The organism is Sphingomonas sp. jy18 (assembly GCF_056931895.1).
Map to the genome: position 1 here is coordinate 265,114 of NZ_JBXPBT010000003.1, position 22,683 is coordinate 287,796.

The 22,683-nt window shown below is 65.4% G+C and carries 20 protein-coding genes; 6 read left to right on the top strand and 14 right to left on the bottom strand.

Annotated features, from left to right (window positions below; all coding sequences use genetic code 11):
- Window positions 1-8 precede the first annotated feature (8 nt).
- Entirely contained in the window at window positions 9-1,169 is a 1,161-nt protein-coding gene (locus AC0QC4_RS09740) for a cell wall hydrolase (protein ID WP_483659699.1), read from the top strand.
- Between the two features lie 26 nt (window positions 1,170-1,195).
- Here the strand turns inward: AC0QC4_RS09740 and AC0QC4_RS09745 are convergent, their stop codons facing one another.
- The 5 genes from AC0QC4_RS09745 to hisI form a co-directional block, all read right to left on the bottom strand.
- On the bottom strand, window positions 1,196-2,716 hold the full coding sequence (locus AC0QC4_RS09745) for a phospholipase D-like domain-containing protein (RefSeq protein ID WP_483659700.1): 1,521 nt from the start codon (window positions 2,714-2,716) through the stop codon (window positions 1,196-1,198).
- A 69-nt stretch (window positions 2,717-2,785) separates the two neighbouring features.
- Window positions 2,786-4,588: an acyl-CoA dehydrogenase C-terminal domain-containing protein gene (locus tag AC0QC4_RS09750; protein ID WP_483659701.1), complete on the bottom strand. Its 1,803-nt coding sequence runs from the start codon at window positions 4,586-4,588 to the stop codon at window positions 2,786-2,788.
- A gap of 78 nt (window positions 4,589-4,666) precedes the next feature.
- On the bottom strand, window positions 4,667-5,089 hold the full coding sequence (locus AC0QC4_RS09755; protein WP_483659702.1) for a MerR family transcriptional regulator: 423 nt from the start codon (window positions 5,087-5,089) through the stop codon (window positions 4,667-4,669).
- Between the two features lie 69 nt (window positions 5,090-5,158).
- Window positions 5,159-5,680 (bottom strand): hypothetical protein, encoded by a 522-nt coding sequence (locus tag AC0QC4_RS09760; RefSeq protein ID WP_483659703.1) that lies wholly within the window; start codon window positions 5,678-5,680, stop codon window positions 5,159-5,161.
- Window positions 5,677-6,042: a phosphoribosyl-AMP cyclohydrolase gene (gene hisI / locus AC0QC4_RS09765; RefSeq protein WP_483659704.1), complete on the bottom strand. Its 366-nt coding sequence runs from the start codon at window positions 6,040-6,042 to the stop codon at window positions 5,677-5,679. Before hisI ends, AC0QC4_RS09760 begins: the two co-directional genes overlap by 4 nt.
- A 150-nt stretch (window positions 6,043-6,192) precedes the next feature.
- Between hisI and purF the strand changes: the two genes are divergently transcribed.
- Together purF and AC0QC4_RS09775 are read left to right on the top strand one after the other, a co-directional pair.
- On the top strand, window positions 6,193-7,665 hold the full coding sequence (gene purF, locus AC0QC4_RS09770) for an amidophosphoribosyltransferase (protein WP_483659705.1): 1,473 nt from the start codon (window positions 6,193-6,195) through the stop codon (window positions 7,663-7,665).
- A 3-nt stretch (window positions 7,666-7,668) separates the two neighbouring features.
- Window positions 7,669-8,373 carry an SDR family NAD(P)-dependent oxidoreductase gene (locus AC0QC4_RS09775; RefSeq protein WP_483659706.1) on the top strand — a complete coding sequence of 235 codons (705 nt, stop codon included), beginning with the start codon at window positions 7,669-7,671 and terminating at the stop codon, window positions 8,371-8,373.
- 166 nt (window positions 8,374-8,539) lie between these two features.
- Here AC0QC4_RS09775 and AC0QC4_RS09780 read toward each other — a convergent pair whose 3' ends face one another.
- The 7 genes from AC0QC4_RS09780 to AC0QC4_RS09810 all read right to left on the bottom strand — a co-directional run bounded on the left by AC0QC4_RS09780 (window position 8,540) and on the right by AC0QC4_RS09810 (window position 16,508).
- Window positions 8,540-9,775 carry a serine hydrolase domain-containing protein gene (locus AC0QC4_RS09780; RefSeq protein ID WP_483659707.1) on the bottom strand — a complete coding sequence of 412 codons (1,236 nt, stop codon included), beginning with the start codon at window positions 9,773-9,775 and terminating at the stop codon, window positions 8,540-8,542.
- A 19-nt stretch (window positions 9,776-9,794) separates the two neighbouring features.
- Complete coding sequence (locus AC0QC4_RS09785) at window positions 9,795-11,030, bottom strand: class I SAM-dependent methyltransferase (RefSeq protein ID WP_483659708.1); 1,236 nt, start codon at window positions 11,028-11,030, stop codon at window positions 9,795-9,797.
- A gap of 36 nt (window positions 11,031-11,066) precedes the next feature.
- Window positions 11,067-12,563, bottom strand: a complete 1,497-nt coding sequence (glpK, locus tag AC0QC4_RS09790; protein ID WP_483659709.1) for a glycerol kinase GlpK — start codon at window positions 12,561-12,563, stop codon at window positions 11,067-11,069.
- 61 nt (window positions 12,564-12,624) lie between these two features.
- Window positions 12,625-14,142 (bottom strand): glycerol-3-phosphate dehydrogenase, encoded by a 1,518-nt coding sequence (glpD, locus tag AC0QC4_RS09795; protein ID WP_483659710.1) that lies wholly within the window; start codon window positions 14,140-14,142, stop codon window positions 12,625-12,627.
- On the bottom strand, window positions 14,139-15,014 hold the full coding sequence (locus tag AC0QC4_RS09800) for a hypothetical protein (protein ID WP_483659711.1): 876 nt from the start codon (window positions 15,012-15,014) through the stop codon (window positions 14,139-14,141). The genes glpD and AC0QC4_RS09800 overlap by 4 nt, the downstream gene beginning before the upstream one ends.
- Before the next feature lie 10 nt (window positions 15,015-15,024).
- On the bottom strand, window positions 15,025-15,993 hold the full coding sequence (locus AC0QC4_RS09805) for a diacylglycerol/lipid kinase family protein (RefSeq protein WP_483659712.1): 969 nt from the start codon (window positions 15,991-15,993) through the stop codon (window positions 15,025-15,027).
- A 2-nt stretch (window positions 15,994-15,995) separates the two neighbouring features.
- A complete protein-coding gene (locus tag AC0QC4_RS09810; RefSeq protein ID WP_483659713.1) occupies window positions 15,996-16,508 on the bottom strand; it encodes a DUF2141 domain-containing protein in 513 nt (170 codons plus the stop codon).
- A 216-nt stretch (window positions 16,509-16,724) separates the two neighbouring features.
- Between AC0QC4_RS09810 and AC0QC4_RS09815 the strand changes: the two genes are divergently transcribed.
- Together AC0QC4_RS09815 and lptG are read left to right on the top strand one after the other, a co-directional pair.
- Window positions 16,725-17,927: an LptF/LptG family permease gene (locus AC0QC4_RS09815; RefSeq protein WP_483659897.1), complete on the top strand. Its 1,203-nt coding sequence runs from the start codon at window positions 16,725-16,727 to the stop codon at window positions 17,925-17,927.
- A complete protein-coding gene (gene lptG, locus AC0QC4_RS09820) occupies window positions 17,924-19,039 on the top strand; it encodes an LPS export ABC transporter permease LptG (RefSeq protein WP_483659714.1) in 1,116 nt (371 codons plus the stop codon). Before AC0QC4_RS09815 ends, lptG begins: the two co-directional genes overlap by 4 nt.
- Window positions 19,040-19,063: 24 nt before the next feature.
- On the opposite strand, the gene AC0QC4_RS09825 is transcribed toward lptG, so the two are convergent.
- On the bottom strand, window positions 19,064-20,164 hold the full coding sequence (locus AC0QC4_RS09825) for a fatty acid desaturase family protein (RefSeq protein WP_483659715.1): 1,101 nt from the start codon (window positions 20,162-20,164) through the stop codon (window positions 19,064-19,066).
- 197 nt (window positions 20,165-20,361) lie between these two features.
- Between AC0QC4_RS09825 and AC0QC4_RS09830 the strand changes: the two genes are divergently transcribed.
- A complete protein-coding gene (locus AC0QC4_RS09830) occupies window positions 20,362-21,519 on the top strand; it encodes an N-acetyltransferase (protein WP_483659716.1) in 1,158 nt (385 codons plus the stop codon).
- Between the two features lie 15 nt (window positions 21,520-21,534).
- On the opposite strand, the gene AC0QC4_RS09835 is transcribed toward AC0QC4_RS09830, so the two are convergent.
- A complete protein-coding gene (locus AC0QC4_RS09835; RefSeq protein WP_483659717.1) occupies window positions 21,535-22,608 on the bottom strand; it encodes a calcium:cation antiporter in 1,074 nt (357 codons plus the stop codon).
- Between the last annotated feature and the right edge of the window lie 75 nt (window positions 22,609-22,683).

Below are 22,683 nucleotides of genomic sequence, written 5' to 3' on the forward strand. Positions count from 1 at the left end.
GCCGCGCCATGCGCCGCCGTCCGAACAACGCCCTCATCGCCGTAGCGACGACCTTGTTGGTCGTCGCCGTGGTGCTTGGCCTGCTCGGTGGCGGCACGGCGCCTATCTACGAAACCGAGTTGGTGCGCGCACCGGATGGACGCATCCTGCTGCCGGGTGGGCTCGATCCCGTCGAGATGCTTGCCGAACCTGGCCCGGATCTGGACCCCGACGAGGCCCGTGCGCTCAACGCGGCCCAGCCCTTTTTCAAGGGCAGTTTTCCGGCTGCCCTGCCCTTCCTGCTCAACGGCACCGTCGAGTCGCGGGCGCGAGCGCTCGACTGCATGGCCGCCGCCGTGCTCTACGAAGCGGGCGACGATCCCGAAGGGCAGCGCTCGGTGGCGCAGGTGGTGATCAACCGGGCCCGGCATCCGGCCTACCCCAAGACCATCTGCGGCGTCGTCTTTCAGGGCAGCGAGCGCAGCACCGGCTGCCAGTTCACCTTCACCTGCGACGGGGCGCTGATGCGCCGCTACAGCCCGGAGGTTTGGAACCGCGCGCGATCGACCGCGCTCGCCATGCTGTCGGGCGAGGTGTATCGCCCGGTGGGTCTGGCCACCCATTATCATACCGACTGGGTGCATCCGCGCTGGAGCAACAGCCTGGAGAAGCTCGCCCGCGTTGGCACGCACCTGTTTTTCCGAATCCCCGGCCATTTCGGCTCGAGCGCCGTCCAGCAACTGGTGATCAGCGAGAACGAGCCCGCTATCGCCCGGCTGGCACCGCTGTCGCCGGTCCATGCCGCGACCGCAGACACGACCGAGCTGGCCTTGCTGCTGGAAGCAGGCGAGCAGCCCGAAGTCACACCCGCAGCGGTGACCGCTGCAGTCAGCAACGTCATCCCGCGCAGCACCGTCAATCTGGGCGATACGATCATCCTGACGCTCGAACGCGACCAATCGTCCAGCTTTGCCGCCTTGGCGGAGGCCGCATGCGGCACACGCAGCTATTGCAAGGTGATGGGCTGGACCAACCCGGCGCTGATGCCGACAGGCGAGAATATGAGCGGCCTGTCGCGGGCAGCGATGAGCTTCAGCTACCTACGCGACGAACAGCGCGGCCTCGAGCGCGCCTTGTGGAATTGCGAGGAGTTCGCCCGCGATTCCGCCACCCAGTGCATGCGCCGCTAGGTCGTAAACTCAAAAAAATTTGCGACCTAGTCAGGCCGCTGTCTGCCTCTGCCGAAGCGGCGCATGCGCCGTCGCAGGCGATTGCGGCCCTCACTCCAGCTTTTCCAGAGGCTGCGCTGGTTCAGCGGCTCAAGGAATCGATCCGGGCTCTCGGGATCGAGCAGCTCATTGTCGGCAATGAAGCTGTCGAATTCCCCTGGCTTCTGCAGGTCCAGCAGCTCTAGCCGCCGGCGACCCGCCGTATCGAGCGCGTCGATGGTTGCTATCAGCGATCCGGTGGCGTCGAACTGTTCGGCCACGTCCTCGGGACGGCAGCCGAGATGTTCCGCCATCAACTGTTCGCGCAACGCCCTGATAGGGGCATGGCAGTGGCTGTTGGTCGGTAGCGCGCAGTCGATCACCAGATCGCATTCGCTGTCGAGCCCGAAGCTGCGATTGTTGAGATTGGCCGAACCGACCCGCAACAGCCGGTCATCGACAATCGCCACCTTTGCATGGACATAGATGTCCGCCCCGCCGGCCGTTACCGGCACATAGATGCGGAACCGGTTGTGGCAGTCGACCTTGCCGATCGCGCGCGCGAGCCGCACCCGCGCGCCGTCCATGGCGCGCTGTTCCAGCCACCCGTCGGCGGTGCGCGGCATCACCACCACGATCTCCGGCGGGTCCGGCTCGGCCATGCGCTCGGCAATCGCCGCGGCGACCTTGCCGTTGGTAAGATACTGGTTCTCGATATAGATGAATCGCCTGGCCGCCGCGATCATATCCAGCCACAGCGCCTCGACCTCGCGGATTTCCGGGCTGTCATGATAGGCGGCGCGGGTCCGGGCGATGGCCACATCGACGTCGCGGAACATCGGCACGATGTCGTCCGGCCAGTGGCATGGCTGGGGTGACAGCGCCTCCATCGCCTTGCCGGTGGCGCGTTCCCAGCGGTCGCGCGACAGATCGGACAGGGCCACAGCAGCGGCATCGTCGACCAGCATCGTCACATCGTGCCACGGGTCATAGGGCTTGCCGTTGACCAGCTTGCGCCGCGGCTCGTCATCGACATGATCGCACGTGTCCCAGCGTGCCGTCGACATGTCGATGCCGCCGCAGACCGCAAAGCAATCGTCGATGACCACGATCTTTTGGTGATGGCTGCACCCCGCAGGGTGCGCGCTGTCGAACCGGTAGCGGATCGATTTGGTCATCGCCCAGCGGATCAGCATGATCGCCGCCGAGGGCCGCAGCCATTGCTTGAGCGCGCCGAAGCTCCACTTCAGGATAGCGATGTCCCGGTCGGGCCGCAGCCGAGCCAGTCGCAGCATGAACTGGCCAAGGCTCTCGCCCTGCCCCCGTTCATCGGGTTCGAGCGGGATGCGCACGTCGAAATCCCAGCCGATCAGCAGGATGCGGCGGCCGGCCTGCTCCATCGCTTCCCGCACGAAATGATAGTAGCGCGCGGCATCCACCACCACTGTCGCGCGCCCGGCATGGGCGATGCGCCAGCAGTTCTCGCCGACGCGCACTACCGGAACCGTGCTTGCCCTGTCGTCAGCCATCGCATCCCCCGCAGCGCTGGCCGAACAACGTCTGCCGGGCAAAAGTGTTTCGCTTGCGTCAGAATAAAATCACGCGGCGACGAACATTTCCGGTGCCAGCTCCATCATCGCATCCGATCCCGCCTCGATCTTGCGGCGCAGCGCGCCGGTATCGGGCATGATCCGTTCGGCGAAGTGGCGCGCCGTGACGAGCTTGGCCTTGTAGAATTCGGCATCGCCCTCGCCCGCATCGAGCTTGGCTTGCGCCACCGTCGCCATCCGCAGCCACATCAGGCCGAGCGCGACCGTGCCCATGATGTGCATATAATGGTGCGCCCCGGCCCCGATGTTGTTGGGATTGGCCATGCCATTCTGCATGAACCACAAGGTCGCTGCCTTGAGGTCGTTGGCGGACTTTTCGAGCCGGCCGGCAAAATCGGCCAGCGTCGCGCTGCCCTTTGCGTCGGACACTTCCTGATCAATGATGCCGAAGAGCGTCTGGATCGCGCGACCGCCATTCGACGCCAACTTGCGCCCGACAAGGTCCATGGCCTGCACGCCGTTGGCGCCTTCGTAGATCATGGTGATGCGCGCATCGCGGACGAACTGGCTCATGCCCCATTCTTCGATATAGCCATGGCCGCCATAGACCTGCTGGGCGTTGGTCGCGACCTCATAGCCCTTGTCGGTACCATAGCCCTTGATCACCGGCGTCAGCAGGCTGATCAGATCGTCGGCGAGCTGGCGTTCTTCCTCGGTCTCGGCGACATGGCTGAGATCGACCTGCAGCGCACCCCACACGGCCAGCGCGCGCAGCCCCTCGGTCAGAGCCTTGCCATCCATCAGCATGCGGCGCACGTCCGGGTGGACGAACAGCGGATCGGCCTTTTCCTGAGGCTCGGCGGGGCCGGTCAGCGCGCGGCCCTGACGACGGTCCATCGCATAGGTCACGGCATTCTGATAGGCCACGACGCCCTGCGACAGGCCCTGAATGCCGGTACCGAGCCGTGCCGAGTTCATCATGATGAACATCGCGGCGAGCCCCTTGAACTCCTCACCGACCATCCAGCCGGTGGCGCCGTCATAATTCATCACGCAGGTCGAATTGGCGTGAATGCCCATCTTGTGTTCGATCGAACCGCAGATCAGCTTGTTGTGCTCGCCCAGCGACCCGTCGTCGTTGACCAGATATTTGGGGACGATGAACAGACTGATGCCCTTGCTGCTGTCGGGAGCGCCCGGGGTCTTGGCCAGCACCAGGTGAATGATATTCTCGGTCAGGTCATGTTCGCCCGACGAGATGAAAATCTTGGTGCCGGTGATCGCATAGCTGCCGTCGCCATTGGGTTCGGCGCGGGTGCGCAGCAGGCCCAGATCGGTGCCGCAATGCGGCTCGGTCAGGTTCATCGTCCCGCCCCATTCGCCGCTGATCATCTTCGGCGCATATTTGGCCTTCAGCTCGTCAGACGCCTTGGCAAGGATTGCCGAGATCGCAGCCTGGGTCAGGCCGGGGTACATCGAGAAAGCCTGGTTGGCCGACATGCGGAATTCCTCGACCGGGAAGCCGACCACGTGCGGCAGGCCCTGTCCGCCGAATTCCTCGGGCTGGGTAAGCAGCGTCCAGCCGGCATCGCAATAGGCCTTGTACGCTTCCTTGAAGCCGTCGGGGGTGGTCACCGATCCATCGGCATGGCGGGTGCAGCCCTGCTGATCGCCGGAATAGTTGATCGGCGCGAGCACATCTTCGCAGAACTTACCGGCTTCATTGAGCACCGCTTCCACCAGGTCAGGCGAGGCGTTCGCGAAGCCTTGAAGGTTTGCGTATTTCTCGATGCCGATGACATCGTTGAGCAGAAACAGCATGTCCTTCACGGGGGCCTTGTAGCTCGGCATGGCGGAATCCTTGTCAGGTAAGAAACTCGAGGCCCACTATAGGGCGAAACGAGCGCGCTGTCAGTCAGCGACGCTCATTCATTTTCCCGATTTTGCGGTCTCGACGACGGCGATGAACTGCTCGAGCTCGTCGATGGCCTGATCGATGTCGGCGCGCTGCCGCTTGAGCAGGTCGATGCGGTCGCGGCATTTGTCGATGGTCACCTCGCGCTGCGTCTTGCGCCCGTCGCCAAGGTCATAGAGATCGATCAGCTCGCGAATGTCCGACAGGCTGAACCCGACCCGCTTGGCGCGCAGGATCCACGCCAGCCGTGCACGGTCACGCTTCGAATAGATGCGCGCGATGCCGCGGCGCGATGGCGATATCAGCCCCTCGTCCTCGTAGAAGCGCAGTGCGCGCGCGGTCACGTCGAACTCGTTGGAGAGGTCGGTAATCGTATAGCTTTCGCGTCCTGCTTCATCGATCGTGTCGATGTGGGACTGTCCGTATTCGCTTGTCATGCGTGATTGCTATGTGACGTTCACGTTAACGTCAACGGATATTGCTGCGCAATGGCGCGGCGGGCCGCATCAGCTTCCGCACAGTGCGCGATCGCTGCTGCGCGAACGCAGACGGCGCGCATCGCCCTCCTCCCAGCCGACCCTGCCGACGGCGATCCCGGACAGCGAAGCGCGCGGGCCGCACAAGGCGCTGCAGCCGGGCTCGACGATACCCGGCATGGTCAGCGACTGGCCATCGTAGCTGGCCTCGATGGTGCAGTCCGCACCATCGAAGTCGAGTGTGACCACTGCGCCGCGGTGGCGCGCCTGCCCGCTGCCTTCGCACATCAGCGTCGCGCCGAAACTCGCCACCATGCCGAAGCGATAGGTCTCGCCCTCGGCAGGCACCAGGCACATGGCATCGGTGCCACTCGAATGAACGAGCTCATACAGGCCAGTCGGCGCTGTTTCATCGGGATCGACCACCAGATTGGCCTCACGCGCCGCATTCTCCAGCGGGCTGTCGCTGTCGATCGCTTCCGCGCCGGTGCCACCGGAGCGGCCGCAGCCGGCCAGCGCCAGCAGCAGTATCGCGGCAACGACCGGCTTCATTCGCCCGCGCAAAGCGAGCCGTCCTGCTCGACGCGCCGGTAGAAGCAGGACACCGCACCGGTATGGCAGGTCGGGCCATGCGGCGTGCAGACCAGCCACAGCGCATCCTGATCGCAATCGACCCGGATTTCCTCGACCTTCAGCACATGCCCGGACGTCTCGCCCTTGCGCCAGAGCATCTGGCGGCTGCGCGACCAGAATGTTGCATCGCCGGTGGCCAGCGTCACGGCAATCGCCTCGGCGTTCATATGGGCGACCATCAGCACCGCACCGCTGGCCGCGTCGGTCACGACGGCGGTCACCAGGCCCTGCGCATCAAAGCGGGGCGTCAACCGGCTGGAGGTTTCGATTGCGTCGCTCATCCCGTTTCTCAAGCGGTGCGGGGTCGGCGCTGTCAAGCGTCATAGATTTGTCATCGGGGGGCGCCTTTGGGGGCGACAAGCGGGCAGGCCGCTTCTATAGGCAGCGCAACCGGTCCGCGGCAGCGGGCAGTAGCGATCCGGGCGCACGGCATGCTGACAACTCATCCCTTCCTCTCCGACGAGATCGACGGCGACAAGCTGCGCGAAGAATGCGGCATTTTCGGCATCGCCGGAAGCGATTCCGCCGCCGCCGTCACCGCGCTGGGCTTGCACGCGCTGCAGCATCGCGGCCAGGAAGCCGCCGGCATCGTCAGCTTCGACGGCAACGACTTCCACGCGCGCCGCGCGATGGGCCATGTTGCAGGCAATTTCGACAGCGAAGCGGTGATCGACACGCTGGCCGGCTTCAACGCCATCGGCCATGTCCGCTATTCGACCACGGGGGCATCGGCGCTGCGCAATGTCCAGCCGCTGTTCGCCGACCTCAACACCGGCGGCTTTGCCATCGCGCACAATGGCAATATCTCCAACGCGGTCGCACTGCGGCGGCAACTGGTCCGGCGTGGGTCGATCTTCCAGTCGACCAGCGACACCGAAGTGATAATCCACCTGCTGGCAACCTCCAGCTACCGCACCCTGCTCGACCGGTTCATCGATGCATTGAAGCAGGTGGAGGGCGCCTGGTCGCTGATCTGTCTGACCAGCGAGGGCATGATCGCCTGCCGCGATCCGCTCGGTGTGCGCCCGCTGGTGATGGGGAAGCTTGGCGACGCCTGGCTGTTCGCTTCGGAAACCGTGGCATTCGACGTGGTCGGTGCCGAATTCGTCCGCAGTGTCGAGCCCGGCGAACTGGTCATCGTGCAGAATGGCGAAGTCCGCTCGATCCGCCCCTTTCCGGCGACCAAGCAGCGCCCCTGCATCTTCGAGCATGTCTATTTCAGTCGGCCCGATTCGATTGTCGATGGCACGTCGGTCTATTCGGTGCGCAAGGCGATCGGCGCGGAACTCGCCATCGAAAGCCCGGTCGAGGCCGACTATGTCATCCCCGTGCCGGACAGCGGCACGCCGGCGGCAATCGGTTTCAGCCAAGCGTCGGGTATCCCGTTCGAGCTAGGCATCATCCGCTCGCACTATGTCGGCCGCACGTTCATCCAGCCCAGCGATCAGGTGCGCAATCTTGGCGTGAAGCTGAAGCACAACGCCAACCGTGCGCTGGTCGAGGGCAAGCGCATCGTGCTGATCGATGACAGCATCGTGCGCGGTACCACCAGCCTCAAGATCGTGCAGATGATGCGCGATGCCGGCGCGAGCGAAGTGCATATGCGCATCGCCAGCCCGCCGACCCGGCACAGCTGCTTCTACGGAGTCGACACGCCCGAGCGGTCGAAACTGCTCGCTGCCAAGCATAATGTGCAGGAGATGAAGGCGTTCATCCACGCCGACAGCCTCGCGTTCCTGACCATCGACGGCCTCTATCGCGCGGTCGGCGAGGCCGAGCGCAACCGGGCATCGCCGCAATATTGCGATGCCTGCTTCACGGGTGACTATCCCACCCCGCTGACCGACTATGACGAACAAGGCGGCGAGGACCAATTCGCGCTGCTGGCAGAACGGGTGATCTGATCCATGGACATTTCAGGCAAGGTCGCGCTGGTTACCGGAGCCAGCCGGGGGATCGGCGCGGCAACCGCCGAGGCATTGGCGGCGGCGGGCGCGCATGTCATTCTCGTGGCGCGCAAGGCCGACGCGCTCGAAGCGGTCGAGGATCGCATCCATGCCGCCGGCGGCAGCGCGACCATCGCCCCGCTCGACATGGCTGAAGGCGACAATATCGCCCGCCTGTCCGCCGCCATCGCCCAGCGCTGGCAGCATCTCGACATCCTCGTGCTGAATGCCGCGATGCTCGGCACGCTGGCGCCGGTCGCGGCAACCGATCTCAAGGAAATGAACCGCGTCTTCACGCTCAACGTGCTCGCGCAGCAGGCCTTGCTCGCCGCGTTCGAGCCGCTGCTGCGCCGGTCGGATGCCGGCCGGGTCGTCGCCCTGACCTCCAGCGTCGCGCGCAAGCCGCGCGCCTATTGGGGGCCCTATGCCGCATCCAAGGCTGCGCTGGAAAATCTGGTCGCCACCTTCGGCGAGGAGATGCGTACGGTCTCGACCATCCGCACAGCCATTGTCGATCCGGGCGCGACCCGCACCACCATGCGCGCCCGCGCCTTCCCGGGCGAAAATCCGGAGACGGTCAAGTCGCCCGACATTGTGGCCGATGCCATCGTCGCGCTGCTACAGCGCGATTTCGAGTCGACCGAGTTCCTCGCGCTCGCGAAGTAGTGCGTTAAGGCCGCGCTGGCGGCCGGAACGTGTCGCAGGGCGTCTTTCGCCATGCTGAGCCGCCGCTGGACCAGCCAAGAGCGCGATGTCTCGAAAGCTGAACGCCATGGCATTCCCGCGAAAGCGGGAATGCCGTGCGATCCATTTTCAGAAGAGTGATCAGGCTCTAGCGTGCTGCGGCCGCCTCCCGATCGATCAGCTGCTGCACGGCGCGATAGAAGGCCAGCCGTTCGCCGCCAAGCTGCGGATCGGTTGCCGTCGGCCAGTTGCCGACGCCGACGATCACCAGTCGCCGCGCCGGATCGATGAAGATGCCCTGGCCGAAAATGCCCTGTGCGGCAAAACTGCCGTCGTCATAGGTCCACCACTGATAGCCATAGCCCGCGCCGGGGCGGCCGATCTCTGCCTGTTTGGTGCCAGCGGCAGCGAACCAGCCCTCCGGCACGACCTGCCGGCCGCCTGCGACCCCGCCGCCCAGCACAAACTGCCCGAAACGGGCATAATCGCGAAGCCGCATCTGCAGGCAGCAGCCACTGACCTCCTTGCCGCTGGCATTGAGCACCCAGGTCGCGTCGGCTTCCATTCCGAACGGCTGCCAGACTTTTTCGGTCATATAGTCGGCCAGAGAACGGCCGACCGCCCGCTCCACCAGCACGCCGATCAGGTTGGTCTCGCCGGTATTGTAATTCCAGCGCGTGCCCGGCGCATGCGCCCGGGGAAGGCGGCGCATATAGGCAGTCACCGCATCGACATCCCCTTCGGGCTGCTGCGCCAGAAAGCGGGCAACGTCGCTGTTGGGGTCTGTATAATCCTCGTTCCAGCGCACGCCCGATGACATGGCCAGCAACTGCGCCACGGTCACACCGTCATAGGCGCTGCCGGTCAATGCGGGGATATAGCGGGTGACCGGGTCGTTCAGCGATCCGATATGCCCATCCTGGATCGCCGCGCCGACCAGTGTCGAGGTGAAGCTCTTCGCGACAGAGAAGCTGGTCCAGCGGCCTTCGGCGTTGAAGCCGAGGCCATAGCGTTCGAACCTGATCTGGCCATCCTGCAGGACGATGAGGCCAGCCAGCCGCTGCCGCTGCATATAGGCGTCGACGGTCATGTCCGGCCCCTCGCCCGCTTCGCCGCGCAACGGGCGGCCCTCCGGCAAGGCCAGCGGGGAAGTGCCCGCCCGGATGGTGCTGGCCGGGGTCACCGTGTCGAACATGCGAAAGGCAAGATCGCGCTGCGCCTGCGTCCAGAACAGGACATTCTGGTCGCGCGGCAGCTCGACTGTCGTTTGGGCCGCTGGCGCGGCACCTGGAGCCGGCGCTGTCGTCTGGGCCATGCTGGCACCGGTCGCCATCACCAGCGCGCCCGCCACAAGGGCCTTCCAGCCGCTATTGCGCAATATCATTCGCTCTGTCCCTTCCTGCTCAATCTGGCTTCACCAATGTCACCTGCGCCACGGTGATGCCACCGCCGCGGAACCCGCCCTCGCAATACATCAGATAGTAGCGCCACAGGCGGTGAAAATCGGTGTCGAATCCCTGTGGCAGCCGATGCGCTGCCACAGCCGCGTCGTACGCGAGGCGCCAGCGTCTCAGCGTCTCGGCATAATCGACCGGGAAATCGCGCTGGTCGGTCCACGCGAGCCCGCACGCCTGCGCCTGCGAGCGGAAGAGGTCGACCGACAGCAGGCATCCGCCGGGAAAGATGTACCGCTGGATGAAGTCGAGGTTGGTGGCATAGCCCGGGAAGATCGCATCATCGATCGCGATATACTGGATCGCCGCCCGGCCACCTGGCCGCAGCAGGCGCGCAATCGTGCCGAGATAGGCGGGCCAATATTCCTCGCCCACCGCTTCGACCATCTCCACGCTGGCGATCGCATCGAACTGCCCGGTCTGGTCGCGGTAGTCACGGATGGCGATGCGCTGCTGCCCGAGCAGCGCGCGGCCGTGCTCTGCCTGTGCGGCACTGATCGTCAGGCCGAGATAATCGAGCGGCCACCGCTCCAGCGCCCGGCGCCCCAGCCCGCCCCACCCGCACCCGATTTCGAGCAGCGACGCGCCTGGCGCCAGTGCCAGCCGGTCGAGCACCGCATCGATCTTGCGCCGTTGCGCCACCTCCAGCGCCTCGCCGTCTCGCACGTCGAGCGCGGCGGAATAGGTCATGCTCGGGTCGAGCCAGGCAGCGTAGAAGCTGTTGCCAAGGTCATAATGCGCATGGATGTTGCGCACAGCGCCGCGCCGGTCATTGCGATGCCAGCGCTGATATATCCGGCCCAGCCAGCGCAGCGGCCCTTGCGCGCGTCCTGCTCCGGCGAGCGTGCGGCGATTGGCCGAGAAGAGCGCGAACAGCTGCACCGGATCGTCGCTGGTCCAACTGCCCGCCATCCACGCATCGAACCAGCCGACCGATCCGGCCAGCATCAACCGCGCCAACGCCGACCAGCGCCGGAGATGGATCTGTGCCTTGGGACCGGGCGAGCGCCCGCCGAGCAGACGGGTCGAGCCATCGGGCAGCACTGCATCGAGGCTGCCGACAGCAAAGGCGGCATCCAGCCTTTCCACCCAGCGCTGGAAAAACTGCCCCGCCAATCGTCCGCTTACACCAGATGGCGCTGCGCCATGGCCGGTGTCATGCTGCTGCGGGACGGAAAATGTCATTGTGCCTGTCTTGGGCCACTCAGCATTGCATGACAATCATCCGGCCAGCCCAGCGACCGGCGGCGAACCGAGCACATCGGCCAGCGCATCCTGCCACTGGGTCAGCCGATGGGCACGTACGTCTGCAGCCATTGCCGGCTCGAACCGCTGCACGGCCGGACGCATCGACTGCGCCGCCTGCAGATCCTTGTACAGGCCCGCCCCGACCGCCGCCAGCATGGCCGCCCCCAGCGCGGTGGTCTCGACATCGGCCGGCCGCTCGACGGGGATGTCGAGCATGTCGGCCAGATCCTGCGCCATCCAGTCGTTGGCGCTCATGCCGCCATCGATGCGCAGTGCGTCCCACCCGGCCCCGTCAGCGCGGAATGCCGCGGCGAGATCGTGGCACTGGTAGGCCATCGATTCGAGTGCGGCCCGGGCGACATGCGCCTTGGTCGATCCCAGCGTCAGTCCGCTGATCGCGCCGGTGGCATCGGCCTTCCAGTGCGGCGCGCCGAGACCGGCCAGCGCAGGGACGAACACGACCCCGCCATTGTCCGGCACGGACCGCGCCAGATGCTCGCTTTCTGCCGCACCTTCCAGCAAGCCGAGGCTGTCGCGCAGCCATTTGATCGCGCTGCCCGCGACGAATACCGACCCTTCCAGCGCGTAGTGTCGCTCTCCACCGGTCTGGCACAGCACCGTGCCGAGCAGGCGGTGGGTCGAGGAGGGGACGGCCGCGCCCATGTTCGACAGGATGAATGCGCCCGTGCCAAAGGTCGCCTTGGTCTCGCCGGGGGACAGGCAGCCCTGGCCGATGGTGGCCGATTGCTGATCGCCGATCATGCCGCAGATCGGGATTGGTGCACCAAACAGCTCGGGCATGGTGGTTCCGAATTGCCCGCAGGTATCGACCACCTGCGGCAAGGCCTGGAGCGGCACGCCGATCAGTTCGGCCAGGCCTTCGTCCCAGCTCGCACCGGTCAGCCCGAGCAGCATGGTCCGGCTGGCGTTGCTGGCATCGGAAACATGCAGGCCGCCGGTCAGCTTCCAAACCAGCCAGCTTTCGATGGTCCCGAACGCAAGCCGGTCCCCCAGCGCCCGTGCAGCGGGGATATTGTCCATGATCCAGCGCATCTTGGTGCCGGAGAAATAGGGATCGAGCAGCAGGCCGGTGCGGCGCTGCACTTCGGTCTCGTGCCCGCCCGCGCGCAACGCCGCGCATTGATCGGCGGTGCGCCGGTCCTGCCAGACGATGGCGTTGCACAATGGCGCTCCTGTCGTTCGGTCCCACGCCACCACCGTCTCGCGCTGGTTGGTGATGCCGATGGCTGCGATGCGGTCTGCCCCGCCGGCGCGTTCGATTACCGCACGAGCGCAAGTGAGCGTGCGTTCCCAGATTTGCGTTGCATCATGCTCGACCCAGCCGGGTTGCGGATAGATCTGATCGAGCTCGTGGCCCTTGCTGGCAATGACCGTGCCGTCCGGCGCATAGAGCATTGCGCGCGTCGAGGTGGTGCCTTCGTCGAGGACGAGGATGTAACGGTCGGTCATGGTTCCCCCCTGCTCCGCAGACCGTCCTTCCCGCGACAATGGGCATGACACAAGCGAAAAATCAGGCGGTCGTCCGCCCGGCCAGATAGCCCTCCAGCGCCGCGCGCCCTGCCGCATCGATACGCAGACCAAGCTTGGTCCGTCGCCACAGGATATCGTCGGCACTCGCCGCCCATTCGCGGGTCAGCAGCCAATCGACCTCGGCCGCGGTTAGTCCGGCGCCGAAATGCGTGCCGAGCGCATTCATGCCCTGTGCGTCGCCCAGCCAGCTCCGCGCATCGGTACCATAGGCGCGCGCAATCCGGTCGACCGTTGCCTCGTCGAGGAAAGGATAGTCCCGGCGCAGCGCCGCCATCTGTCCTGCCAGCCCGTCGACGGCAAAATCGCCCCCCGGTAGCGGCTGCGCAGCGGTTGAGCAGGGCGTGGCCAGCATCGGCAGCGTGACCGCGAGCCGGTCGACCGCTTCACGCGCCAGCTCGCGGTAGGTGGTGATTTTGCCTCCGAACACCGACAGCAGCGGCGCTTCGCCCCCCTGCCCGGCATCGACCTCGAACGTATAGCCGCGCGTCGCCGCCTCGGGCTTGCCAGATCCGTCATCGATCAGCGGGCGGATGCCGGAATAGGTCCACACGACGTCGGCCGGCGTGATCTGCGTCTGGAAATAGCCGTTCGCGCCGTCGCACAGATAGGCAATCTCCTCCTCGCTCGCACGCGGCGGCTCTGCGGGGTTTGCATGATCGCGGTCGGTCGTGCCGATCAGCGTGAAATCGCGCTCATAGGGGATGGCAAAGAAAATGCGGCCATCGGGCAACTGGAAGAAGTAGCTGTAGTTGTGGTCGAACAGCTTATCGACGACGATGTGCGAGCCGCGCACCAGCCGCAGCCCATGCTTCGATGCGACCTGCGCGCGCGCAGTCAGGCCGAGGACGGAGGGGCCTGCTGCATTGACCACCGCTCGCGCGGCAAACTCGCCTGCCGAGGTCTCGATACGCCACTGGCCACCGTCGCGCGCCAGTGCTGTCACCTCGGTGCGCGGCAATATCGTCGCGCCGTGGTCGGCGGCGCTGCGGGCATTGAGCACCACCAGCCGGGCATCGTCCACCCAGCCATCGGAATATTCGAACGCGGTGGAGAAGCCTGCCTGCAACGGCGCGCCAGCGGGATGCTCGGCGAGACGGATGGTCCGCGTCGCCGGCAACAGCTTGCGGCCGCCGATATGGTCGTAAAGGAACAGCCCCAGCCGCAGCAGCCAGCGCGGGCGCAGGCCCTTGCGATAGGGCAGCACGAACCGCATCGGATGGATGATGTGTGGCGCGATCTTCCACAGCGTCTCTCGCTCGGTCAGCGATTCGCGCACCAGCCCGAATTCATAATGTTCGAGATAGCGCAGGCCGCCGTGAATCAGCTTGGTCGAGGCAGACGACGTCCCTTGCGCCAGGTCGCCGCGCTCCAGCAGCAGCACCTTGGCACCGCGCAGCGTCGCATCCCGGGCGATACCCGCACCGTTGATGCCGCCGCCAATGACGGCGAGGTCATATACCGGTGCGTCCGCGCGGTCAGGGAGAATCGTTTCGCTCACTTCACGGCGCCTTGCCTGAGCAGACGGGGCACAAGCAAGACCGCAGCGAGCAACGGATGGCGCCGCTGCCAGGGCGTTATCGCAATCTGCGTCCCCGCGTGCCGGTTGATCTTCCACGCGAGATAATCGATGCCGCCGGCAAAGGTGAACGCCGCCTTGGCCAGCCGAAGCACGGTCAGCATCTTGCCTTCGATCCGGCGCCGCCGCCACCCGCCACCGCGCGTGCGCGGCGCGATTGCAGCGGCAGCCGGCGCACTGAACCGCCCGTAGCGCTCGATATCGGCATCGACCACCGATGCAGCCCGGCCGCCGCGTTCGGCGCGCAGTTCGACCGAATAGGTCAGCGCGAACGCCCGGCGCCACCAATCGAGCGGGTCTTCGCCCGGCCGCGCCTCGGCCGCCGCCAGCAGCGTCGGCGCAGCGCGGGCAATAGCCGCGGCGGCGCGGTCTGCTGCAGCAGCGTCGGCGCTCCACACCAGCCGCGATGGCTGCGCAAATCGGGCCCAGACCGAGACGTTGCGCGTCTCCGGCCCGTTCAACCGATGAAAGTCGGCTTCGGAAAGCACCGCATATTTGGCGCTTAGCCCGTTGGCGGCAAATGGAAAGACATTGGGTGGAATCAGCCGATTGGCCCATCGCAGCCAGCGGCGCGGGTACGCGGCATCATAGTCCGAGACGATCAGGTAGAAATCGAGCATCAGTCCGTCGAGCCGCGCCTCGCGCAGGCAGGAGCCGTAAAACAGCACCGCACGGGCCGATCCGGGGTAAAGCGCCGCGATCGCCGCGGCCATGTCTGAGACCTGCGGCTGCACCGGCTGCGCCAGTTCCTCGCGCACCAGCGCGTCAAGCCGGGTCGATCGGGGTTCGCTCACCGCCTGCCAGTCACGCCGCCAGCTTGAGGAACGGAAACGGCGCCGTCGATCGCAGCGTGATCGGCTGACCGCTGCGCGCTTCGAATATCTCGCCATCGAGCACGACGCTCGAATGCTCGCCCTCGATGCTGATGCTGTCGCCGCGTTCGAAGTGGAAGCCCACTGCCTTGGTCTCCCCCAGCTTGCCGAACAGGCCGACCTTGAGCATGCCGAAAATGGCGCTCAGCTTCTTGTCGACCGCCAGCATCTTCATCCGACCGGCAGCGCTGCCGTCGTTCAGCTTGGCGTGATAGAGCAGGCGCTCCAGCGTAGTGACGATGAGCACGGCAAAGCGCCCATAGAGCGCCGCATTGCGGTGCACGGTCACCGTCACCGGGCGCGATGGCAGTTGCACCAGTCGCCCGAGCCCAGGGATCAGCGAGATGATCACCATCAGCGCCGCGACGACATGGCTGATGCCGTTGGGCAGCCCGAGCGGATAGATTTTGTGCCGGCAGTAAAGGATGATGTCGGCCAGCCCCGCGCCGCCCAGGAACATGCCGAGTACCGGCCGCTGGCCGCTGCCGCTCGACAGCGCGATCAGCTCGCGCTCGACGATGTGTCCGGCGGTGCCCGACCGGGCGAGATCGACGACATGGCGCAGCGCATCCAGCGCATCGCCGGTCGCGCCCAGATCGAGTGCGATCAGGTTGGTCTTGCCATTGGGCAGCACCGCGACAGGGGGGACCTGCCCCGGCAGGAAGTAATCGCCATTGTGCAACTCGGTCAGCGCCGCCTGCACGGTGCCGTCGCCGCCGTTGATGGCGATCACCTGCGGCCGCACCAGCGCAAACGAGCGCATCGCTTCGGCGATCTGGTCGACCTCCTCCACCTCATAATGGAACACGTCCGTGCGGCTGGCACAAAAGGCGCGGATGCGCGGCAGTTGCGCACGGTTACCCGTCGATCGAGGATTCGAAAGAAGGGCGACTGCGACCATGGCTATCTACCGATGGGCTCGAATCGGGAGCCCTGAACATAGTTCAGGACCACATTCACCCGCACCGGCGCACGCGCGACCGAGAAACCCACCCGATCGAGGCTGGGTTTGCGACGAAGCGCGAGGTCGAACAGGCTGACGTCGGGGTTGCCCGAGAAACCGCCGCCGTCGGACCGGTCCGAGCGGCCATTGCCGTTCGCATCATGCCGCACCGAGATCGCATAGCGCCCGGCCGCAGTGACCGGCACACACACCGGCATATCGCCCGACGCGGTTACGGGCAGGTCGACGCGCACCAGATACTGGCGCCGCTCGAGGAAGGTGCGCGGGTTGGCGGCATAGAGCTGCACCCTGAGCGTGCCCGTGCGCACCCTGAAGCCGGTGACGTTGACGATCACCGACGCCTCGCCGGAGTCGCAACGGGCGGCATGCGGCCCGATCGCCGCTGCCGCCGGAGTGGCCGAGGCTGCCGCGACCAACAGGCCGGCTGCCAAGGCAGGAAACGTCATCTTCATCTGGTCACCTCCGTTATGTGACGGAGCTGAGCCGGCGTGCCGGATCAGCCATGACCCCCTGTCTTATTCTTGCTATTCCTATCGTCGGAATTTGCGGCAGAATTGGGGTGGCTGGACGTTACAGGCGTGGCGCTGGGCTGAACGTCAGATGACACGGCCCCTTTCGATAGGCTGCACATTCGGCTAGGCGCATCTGCATCGCTGGAGACTCCCCCGCTGCTTCGTTTTTTTACCTGGACCGCGACTGATCGCTACATCGCCCGGCTGATTGCCATGCCGCTGTTCGGGACACTCATCCTGTCCGCGATGCTGCTGGTGCTGGAGAAAATGCTGCGCCTGTTCGATTTCGTCGCCAATGAAGGCGGCCCGGTCAGCGTCGTCTGGCGGATGCTCGCCAATCTCATCCCCGAATATCTCTCGCTCGGCATACCCATCGGGCTGACCTTGGGCATTTTGCTGGCCTTCCGGAAACTGGCCACATCGTCGGAACTGGACGTGATGCGTGCCGTCGGGCTCGGCTATGTGCAGTTGCTGCGCGCCCCCTATGCCTATGCCATCGGTCTGGCGCTGCTCAATCTGGCCATCGTCGGCTACATCCAGCCCAACGCCCGCTACGCCTATGAGGCGCTGCGCTTCGAGCTGCGCTCCGGGGCACTTGGCGCATCGATCAAGGTCGGGGAGTTCACCAACCTCGGCTCGCAGCTCAGCCTCAGGGTGGAATCGAGCGAGGACGACGGTCGCAAGCTCTCCGGCATCTTCGTCCGCGCCCGCGTCAACCAGACACAGACCATCGCGGCCAGCGCGGCGCAGGGCCAGTTTCTGGCGACAGGTGACCGCGACACGATCGTGCTCCGGCTGACCGACGGGATGCTGATCCATGAGGGCCCGGCCTTCCCCACCCCCCGCGTGCTGACATTCTCGTCGCACGACCTGCCGATCGATTTGCCTAAAATTGCGGAATTCCGGCAGCGCGGCGGTGCCGACCGCGAGCTGACCATCCCTGAGCTTGCCATCGTCGGACAGGATGAGGACGCGCCATTGATCACCCGGCTGGAAAGCCGCGCCAACTTCCACTTCCGGCTGGTCGAGGTGGCAGCAATGCTGGTGCTGCCCTTGCTGGCCATCGCGCTAGCTGTGCCCCCCAAACGGTCGACCTCGGCGCTGGGTGTGTTTCTCGCCATCGTGCTGCTGGTTACGCAACACAAGATCAACGAATATGCGGAGGATTTCGGCGCGCTCGGCCGCGTCGACCCGGTGCTCGCGCTGTGGATACCCTATCTGCTGTTTGCCGGGCTGAGCATCTGGATGTTCCGCACCGTTGCCTTCGTGCCGGGCGGGCAGCCGATCGGGGCGCTGGAGCGGCTGTTCGCCAAACTGGCGGTCTGGATCGGCCGCCTGTGGAAAAGGCAAGCCGCATGAGCAGGCTCGTCGCCGCGCCCTCCTTTTTCCCGTCGCGCCAGCTCGGCTGGTACGTCGCGCGCCTGTTCCTGGTCCGCAGCTTCGCGATCCTGGCCATGCTGGTGGTCGTGCTGCAGACGCTCGACCTGCTCGGCGAAAGCGGCAAGATTGCCGCTGCGGCGGTCGATGGCGACGCGCAGATCTGGCGCTATGTCTCGCTGCGGCTACCGCAGATCATAGAGACGTTCCTGCCCTTCTCGGTTTTGCTGGGCACCTTGCTGACGCTGGTCACGCTCAACCAGAACAGTGAAATCGTCTCGATGAAGGCCGGCGGCATGTCCGCGCACCAGATTCTGGCGCCGCTGCTGCTTGCCGCGCTGTTCGTTGCACTGGTCAGTTTCACATTCAACGAACGCATCGTCACGCGTGCGACAGCCAGCCTCAATGCTTGGCAGAAGGTCGAATATGCAGCCATCCCGCCCGACAGCGGTGTGCGCAGCAATGTCTGGGTGCGCAGTGGCGACAATCTGATCAACGCGCAGACGGTGCAGGGCCGCGGGCGCGACGTGCTGCTGCGCAATGTCGCGATCTACGGCCGCGAGGCGGGCCGGTTGTCGGTCATCGTTCGTGCCGATACCGCGCGCGTCGCCGCCTCGGGGACGATGTGGACCCTCACCAACGTCCGGCGGTTCGAGGTGCGCAGCGCGCGCAACACCGTGCTCGGCGACAGGAATTATGATCTCGGCCTGACGCCCGACCGCTTCACGCTCGCCAATGTCGATGGCGACGAACTCGATCTGCCTTCCCTGCGCGCGGCCATTGCCGAACTCGATGCGGCGGGTCGGCCGACCAACGAGCTGAAGGCGATGGCTTGGCACAAGATCTCCGGGCCATTGTCCGCGGTGCTGATGCCAATCCTCGGCGCCGTCGCCGGCTTTGGCCTCGCGCGGTCCGGTCAATTGTTCGTGCGTGCCGTGATCGGCATGGCGCTTGGCTTCGCCTATTTCGTCGCCGATAATTTCGGCCTCGCGATGGGCAGCCTCGGCGCCTATCCGCCGTTCCTCGCGGCGTGGGGGCCCTTCTTCCTGTTCCTGCTGATCGGCGAACTGGTGCTCATCCGCAGCGAGGAATGAGGGCGCAGCGAGGAATGACGGCGCTCAGCTCCCGCGCGCGAAGGTACTGCCGACCAGCTGGCTGACCAGCCCGGGCAGTCCGCCATAGTCTCCGCGCGCAAAGGTCGATTGCGGTCCCAGCTGCGCGGAAATGCGACGGTGCGCCTCACCCAGCGAATGATAGGGCAGACCCGGAAGCAGATGGTGCAGCGCGTGGTAGCGCAGGCCAACCGGCGCCCATAGCGCGGGCAGCAGCGCCGGCGGGGGCACGTTGACGCTGTCCAGATACTGCGCGGTCACCGTCATCACCTCGCCCTCATTCTCCCACAGATGCGCAACCAGCGTGCGCACCTGGTTGAGCACCAGCGTGCCGGAGACGATCGCAAGCGCGATCAGGAAGGGCACGAGGGGAATGACACCGCTTGCGACACCGGCAATCAATGCGATCGCCCACAGCGCGCACGCCGTCTCCAGGATCAGCCATTCGCGCCGCGCTTCGCCCTCGGGCGCGCGGCGGCGGAAGGCCGGGTTGATGACCAGGCCCGAATAGCGCGCGACCACCAGCCGCCGCAGCGGCGGGATCAAGGCAGACAGCGGTGCCAGCACGCCATAGCGCAGGATCAGGCCGATCGGCCCGAGCGCCGAAACCGCGACGAACAACGGCACGGTCCACGGCTTCATCAACGCCAGCGGCAGATATTCTGGGTCTTCCACCGTCCCATAGCGCGTACGCGCATGGTGGAGGTTGTGAATGCCTTCATACATGAAAGACGGGATCAGCAGTGGCACGCCAACCAGCGCGTTCCAGCCTGCCCAGAAACCGGGCAGTGCGGCGCGCTTGATATGGGTGATTTCGTGGATGAAGCTGCCGGCGCGATACAGCGCGAGTATCGAAACAACAGCAGCGGCGAGCAGCAGCGGCCAGCCGCTCGCGGTCACAGCCACCGTCATCGCGCCATAGCCGATCGCGGCCGAGGCCAGAAAATCCGTCCAGTAAGTCAGCGGGCGCGGCGCGTTGAGGTCGCGCGTCAGCTCGGCCGCCGCCCGGATCATCGCCCGGTCGTCTTCGATCCGTGTCTTCGGCGCCGCCGCCGGAGCATCGGCGGGCGCAAAGGCCAGGTCGGGCGTCAATGTCGAAACCGTCATCGTCATTCCTTACCGCGTGCAGCCTCCGCACGCAAAACCCGCACCTCTCATAGCTCGTCTATGCAGCGGTCATGGCACCAACATGGCAGTGACGGGGCGCCGCATGCATTGCCGCGCCCCATATTTGCCGCCCTGTCCTGCTTTGCTATGGCCAACGCGACATTGACGCGGGTCAAACTTCCAGACGGGAATATGGTGTGCCATCCTCCAAAATCCAGATCGTACCGGTAAAGACCAAGGTCCAGCGCCGCGAGTTCGTCGAACTGGCCTACCGCCTCAACGCCGGCGACCCGGCGTGGGTGCCGCCGCTGCGTGGCGAGGTGCTGAGCCTGATCACGCCGGGAAAAAATCCCTGGTTCGAGCATGGCAAGGCGCAGCTGTTCCTCGCACGCCGGGATGAACGCACCGTCGGCCGGATCAGCGCGCATATCGACCGGCTGGCATTGGAGCAGCCGCCCGAACAGGGTTTCGGCCCCGGTACCGGCTTCTGGGGCCTGTTCGAAGCCGAAGATGAGGAGGTCACCGCCTTGCTCCTCGCCACCGCCGAGGAGTGGCTGCGCACGCAGCAAATGACCCGCATGCTGGGTCCGGTCAGTCTCGCCATGTGGGACGAGCCCGGGTTGCTGATCGACGGTTTTTCGCAGGCTCCGTCAGTGATGATGGGCCACAATTGCTCGGTCTACCAAAGCTGGATCGAGGCACTCGGCCACGCCACCGCGCAGGACCTGATCAACTACCGCCTGCCCATCGACAAGGGCTTTCCCGAGCTGGTCAACCGCATCGTCGCGCTGGGCGAAAAGAGCGGCCGCATCCGCATCCGCAACGTCGACAAGAGCCGGTTCGATGCCGAAGCGCGGCTGATCATCGACATCCTCAACGATGCCTGGGCCGGCAACTGGGGCTTCACCCCTTGGACCGACGCCGAAATCGCCTATGGCGGCAAGAAACTGAAGCCGATCGTGTTCGAGGATCTCATCCGCATCGCCGAAGTCGATGGCGAACCGGTGGCCTTCATGATGACCGTGCCCAACCTCAACGAACAGCTCGCCGACTATGACGGCACGCTGCTGCCGTTCAACTGGGCCAAGCTGCTATGGTGGCTGCGCAAGCCCAAGGTCCGGCTGATGCGCGTGCCGCTGATGGGCGTGGCCAGCAAGCTGCAGGGCACGCGCATGGCCAGCCAGCTCGCCTTCATGCTGATCGAATATATCCGCCGCGCCTCGGTGGAAAAATATGGCGCCACCCACGGCGATTTCGGCTGGGTGCTGGCCAGCAACGAGCCGATGAAATCGGTCGGCGAAGCGGTGGGCGGGAAGATCAACAAGACCTATCGCATCTACGAAAAGGCCCTTTAGCTGGCCTGCTGCCGGTCAGGGTACGACGGTAAGGAACAGGAATACCGCGAAGATCAGCAGGTGGATCATGCCCTGGATCACGGTCGTGCGGCCTGTTGCCAGCGACAGGGACGATACCAGCAGGGTCAGAACCAGCAGCACGATCGACTTTGCGGACAGGCCCAAAGCCACCGGCAGGGCGAACAGGATGGAGATTGCCGCAACCACCGGAATGGTCAGACCGATCGTCGCCATCGCCGAGCCGAGCGCGAGGTTGAGGCTGGTTTGCAAGCGGTTGGCAACCGCCGCTCGGACGGCCGCAACACTTTCGGGCAACAGGACCACCGCCGCGATCACCACGCCGACGATGGCGTGCGGCAGACCCGCCGCCGCGACCTGCGCCTCTATTGCCGGTGAAATACCCTTGGCCAGCAGCACGACGCCGAACAGTGCAATCAGCAGCATGGCGAAGGACGCTGCCGTGACCCGATCGGACGGCAAGGGCGCGTGCGCATCCGCATCGGTAACCTCGGGGCCGTCGGGCAGGAAATAGTCGCGGTGGCGCACCGTCTGCACCATCACGAAAGTACCGTAGAGGATCAACGAAACGACCCCGACGAAGCCGAGCTGCAGCCCGGAATAGACCGGGCCCGCAGCGCTGATGGTGTAGTTGGGCAGCACCAGCACCAGCACCGTCAATGCGGATAGCGCGGCCAGGGTGGCGCTTACCCCGGTCTGCTGGAAACTCTGCTCGCGATGGTTGAGCCCGCCGATCAGCAGGCAGATACCCAGTATGCCGTTGAGAATGATCATCACCGCAGCAAACACCGTGTCGCGCGCCAAGGCCGGTGCGCCATCGGCCGAAGACAGCATCAACGACACAATCAGCCCGACTTCGATGATCGTCACGGCCACTGCGAGGATCAAGGTGCCGAAAGGTTCCCCCACACGATGCGCAATCAGCTCGGCGTGATGCACTGCCGCTCCCACGACGGCGATCAGCACCAGTGCGGATAGGAACACCGGGATGGCGACAAAGGCAGACAATGCCAGCAGCACGAGCCCGCCGATCGGAAACAGGATGGACCAGTGCAATAATCGTGTGGGCATAGCCCGGATATGGGGCGCCGAAGACCGCAGATCAACGCGGATCCCCTGCCTGCGTGTCGCGGACAGGGGCTTGGC

Coding starts and splice junctions, on each gene's coding strand:
- AC0QC4_RS09835 (WP_483659717.1), bottom strand. CDS start 22,608: ATGCCCACACGATTATTGCACTGGTCCATCCTGTTTCCGATCGGCGGG.
- lptG (WP_483659714.1), top strand. CDS start 17,924: ATGAGCAGGCTCGTCGCCGCGCCCTCCTTTTTCCCGTCGCGCCAGCTC.
- AC0QC4_RS09775 (WP_483659706.1), top strand. CDS start 7,669: ATGGACATTTCAGGCAAGGTCGCGCTGGTTACCGGAGCCAGCCGGGGG.
- glpK (WP_483659709.1), bottom strand. CDS start 12,563: ATGACCGACCGTTACATCCTCGTCCTCGACGAAGGCACCACCTCGACG.
- AC0QC4_RS09755 (WP_483659702.1), bottom strand. CDS start 5,089: ATGACAAGCGAATACGGACAGTCCCACATCGACACGATCGATGAAGCA.
- AC0QC4_RS09760 (WP_483659703.1), bottom strand. CDS start 5,680: ATGAAGCCGGTCGTTGCCGCGATACTGCTGCTGGCGCTGGCCGGCTGC.
- hisI (WP_483659704.1), bottom strand. CDS start 6,042: ATGAGCGACGCAATCGAAACCTCCAGCCGGTTGACGCCCCGCTTTGAT.
- AC0QC4_RS09740 (WP_483659699.1), top strand. CDS start 9: ATGCGCCGCCGTCCGAACAACGCCCTCATCGCCGTAGCGACGACCTTG.
- purF (WP_483659705.1), top strand. CDS start 6,193: ATGCTGACAACTCATCCCTTCCTCTCCGACGAGATCGACGGCGACAAG.
- AC0QC4_RS09785 (WP_483659708.1), bottom strand. CDS start 11,030: ATGACATTTTCCGTCCCGCAGCAGCATGACACCGGCCATGGCGCAGCG.
- AC0QC4_RS09805 (WP_483659712.1), bottom strand. CDS start 15,993: ATGGTCGCAGTCGCCCTTCTTTCGAATCCTCGATCGACGGGTAACCGT.
- AC0QC4_RS09745 (WP_483659700.1), bottom strand. CDS start 2,716: ATGGCTGACGACAGGGCAAGCACGGTTCCGGTAGTGCGCGTCGGCGAG.
- AC0QC4_RS09825 (WP_483659715.1), bottom strand. CDS start 20,164: ATGACGGTTTCGACATTGACGCCCGACCTGGCCTTTGCGCCCGCCGAT.
- AC0QC4_RS09780 (WP_483659707.1), bottom strand. CDS start 9,775: ATGATATTGCGCAATAGCGGCTGGAAGGCCCTTGTGGCGGGCGCGCTG.
- AC0QC4_RS09750 (WP_483659701.1), bottom strand. CDS start 4,588: ATGCCGAGCTACAAGGCCCCCGTGAAGGACATGCTGTTTCTGCTCAAC.
- AC0QC4_RS09810 (WP_483659713.1), bottom strand. CDS start 16,508: ATGAAGATGACGTTTCCTGCCTTGGCAGCCGGCCTGTTGGTCGCGGCA.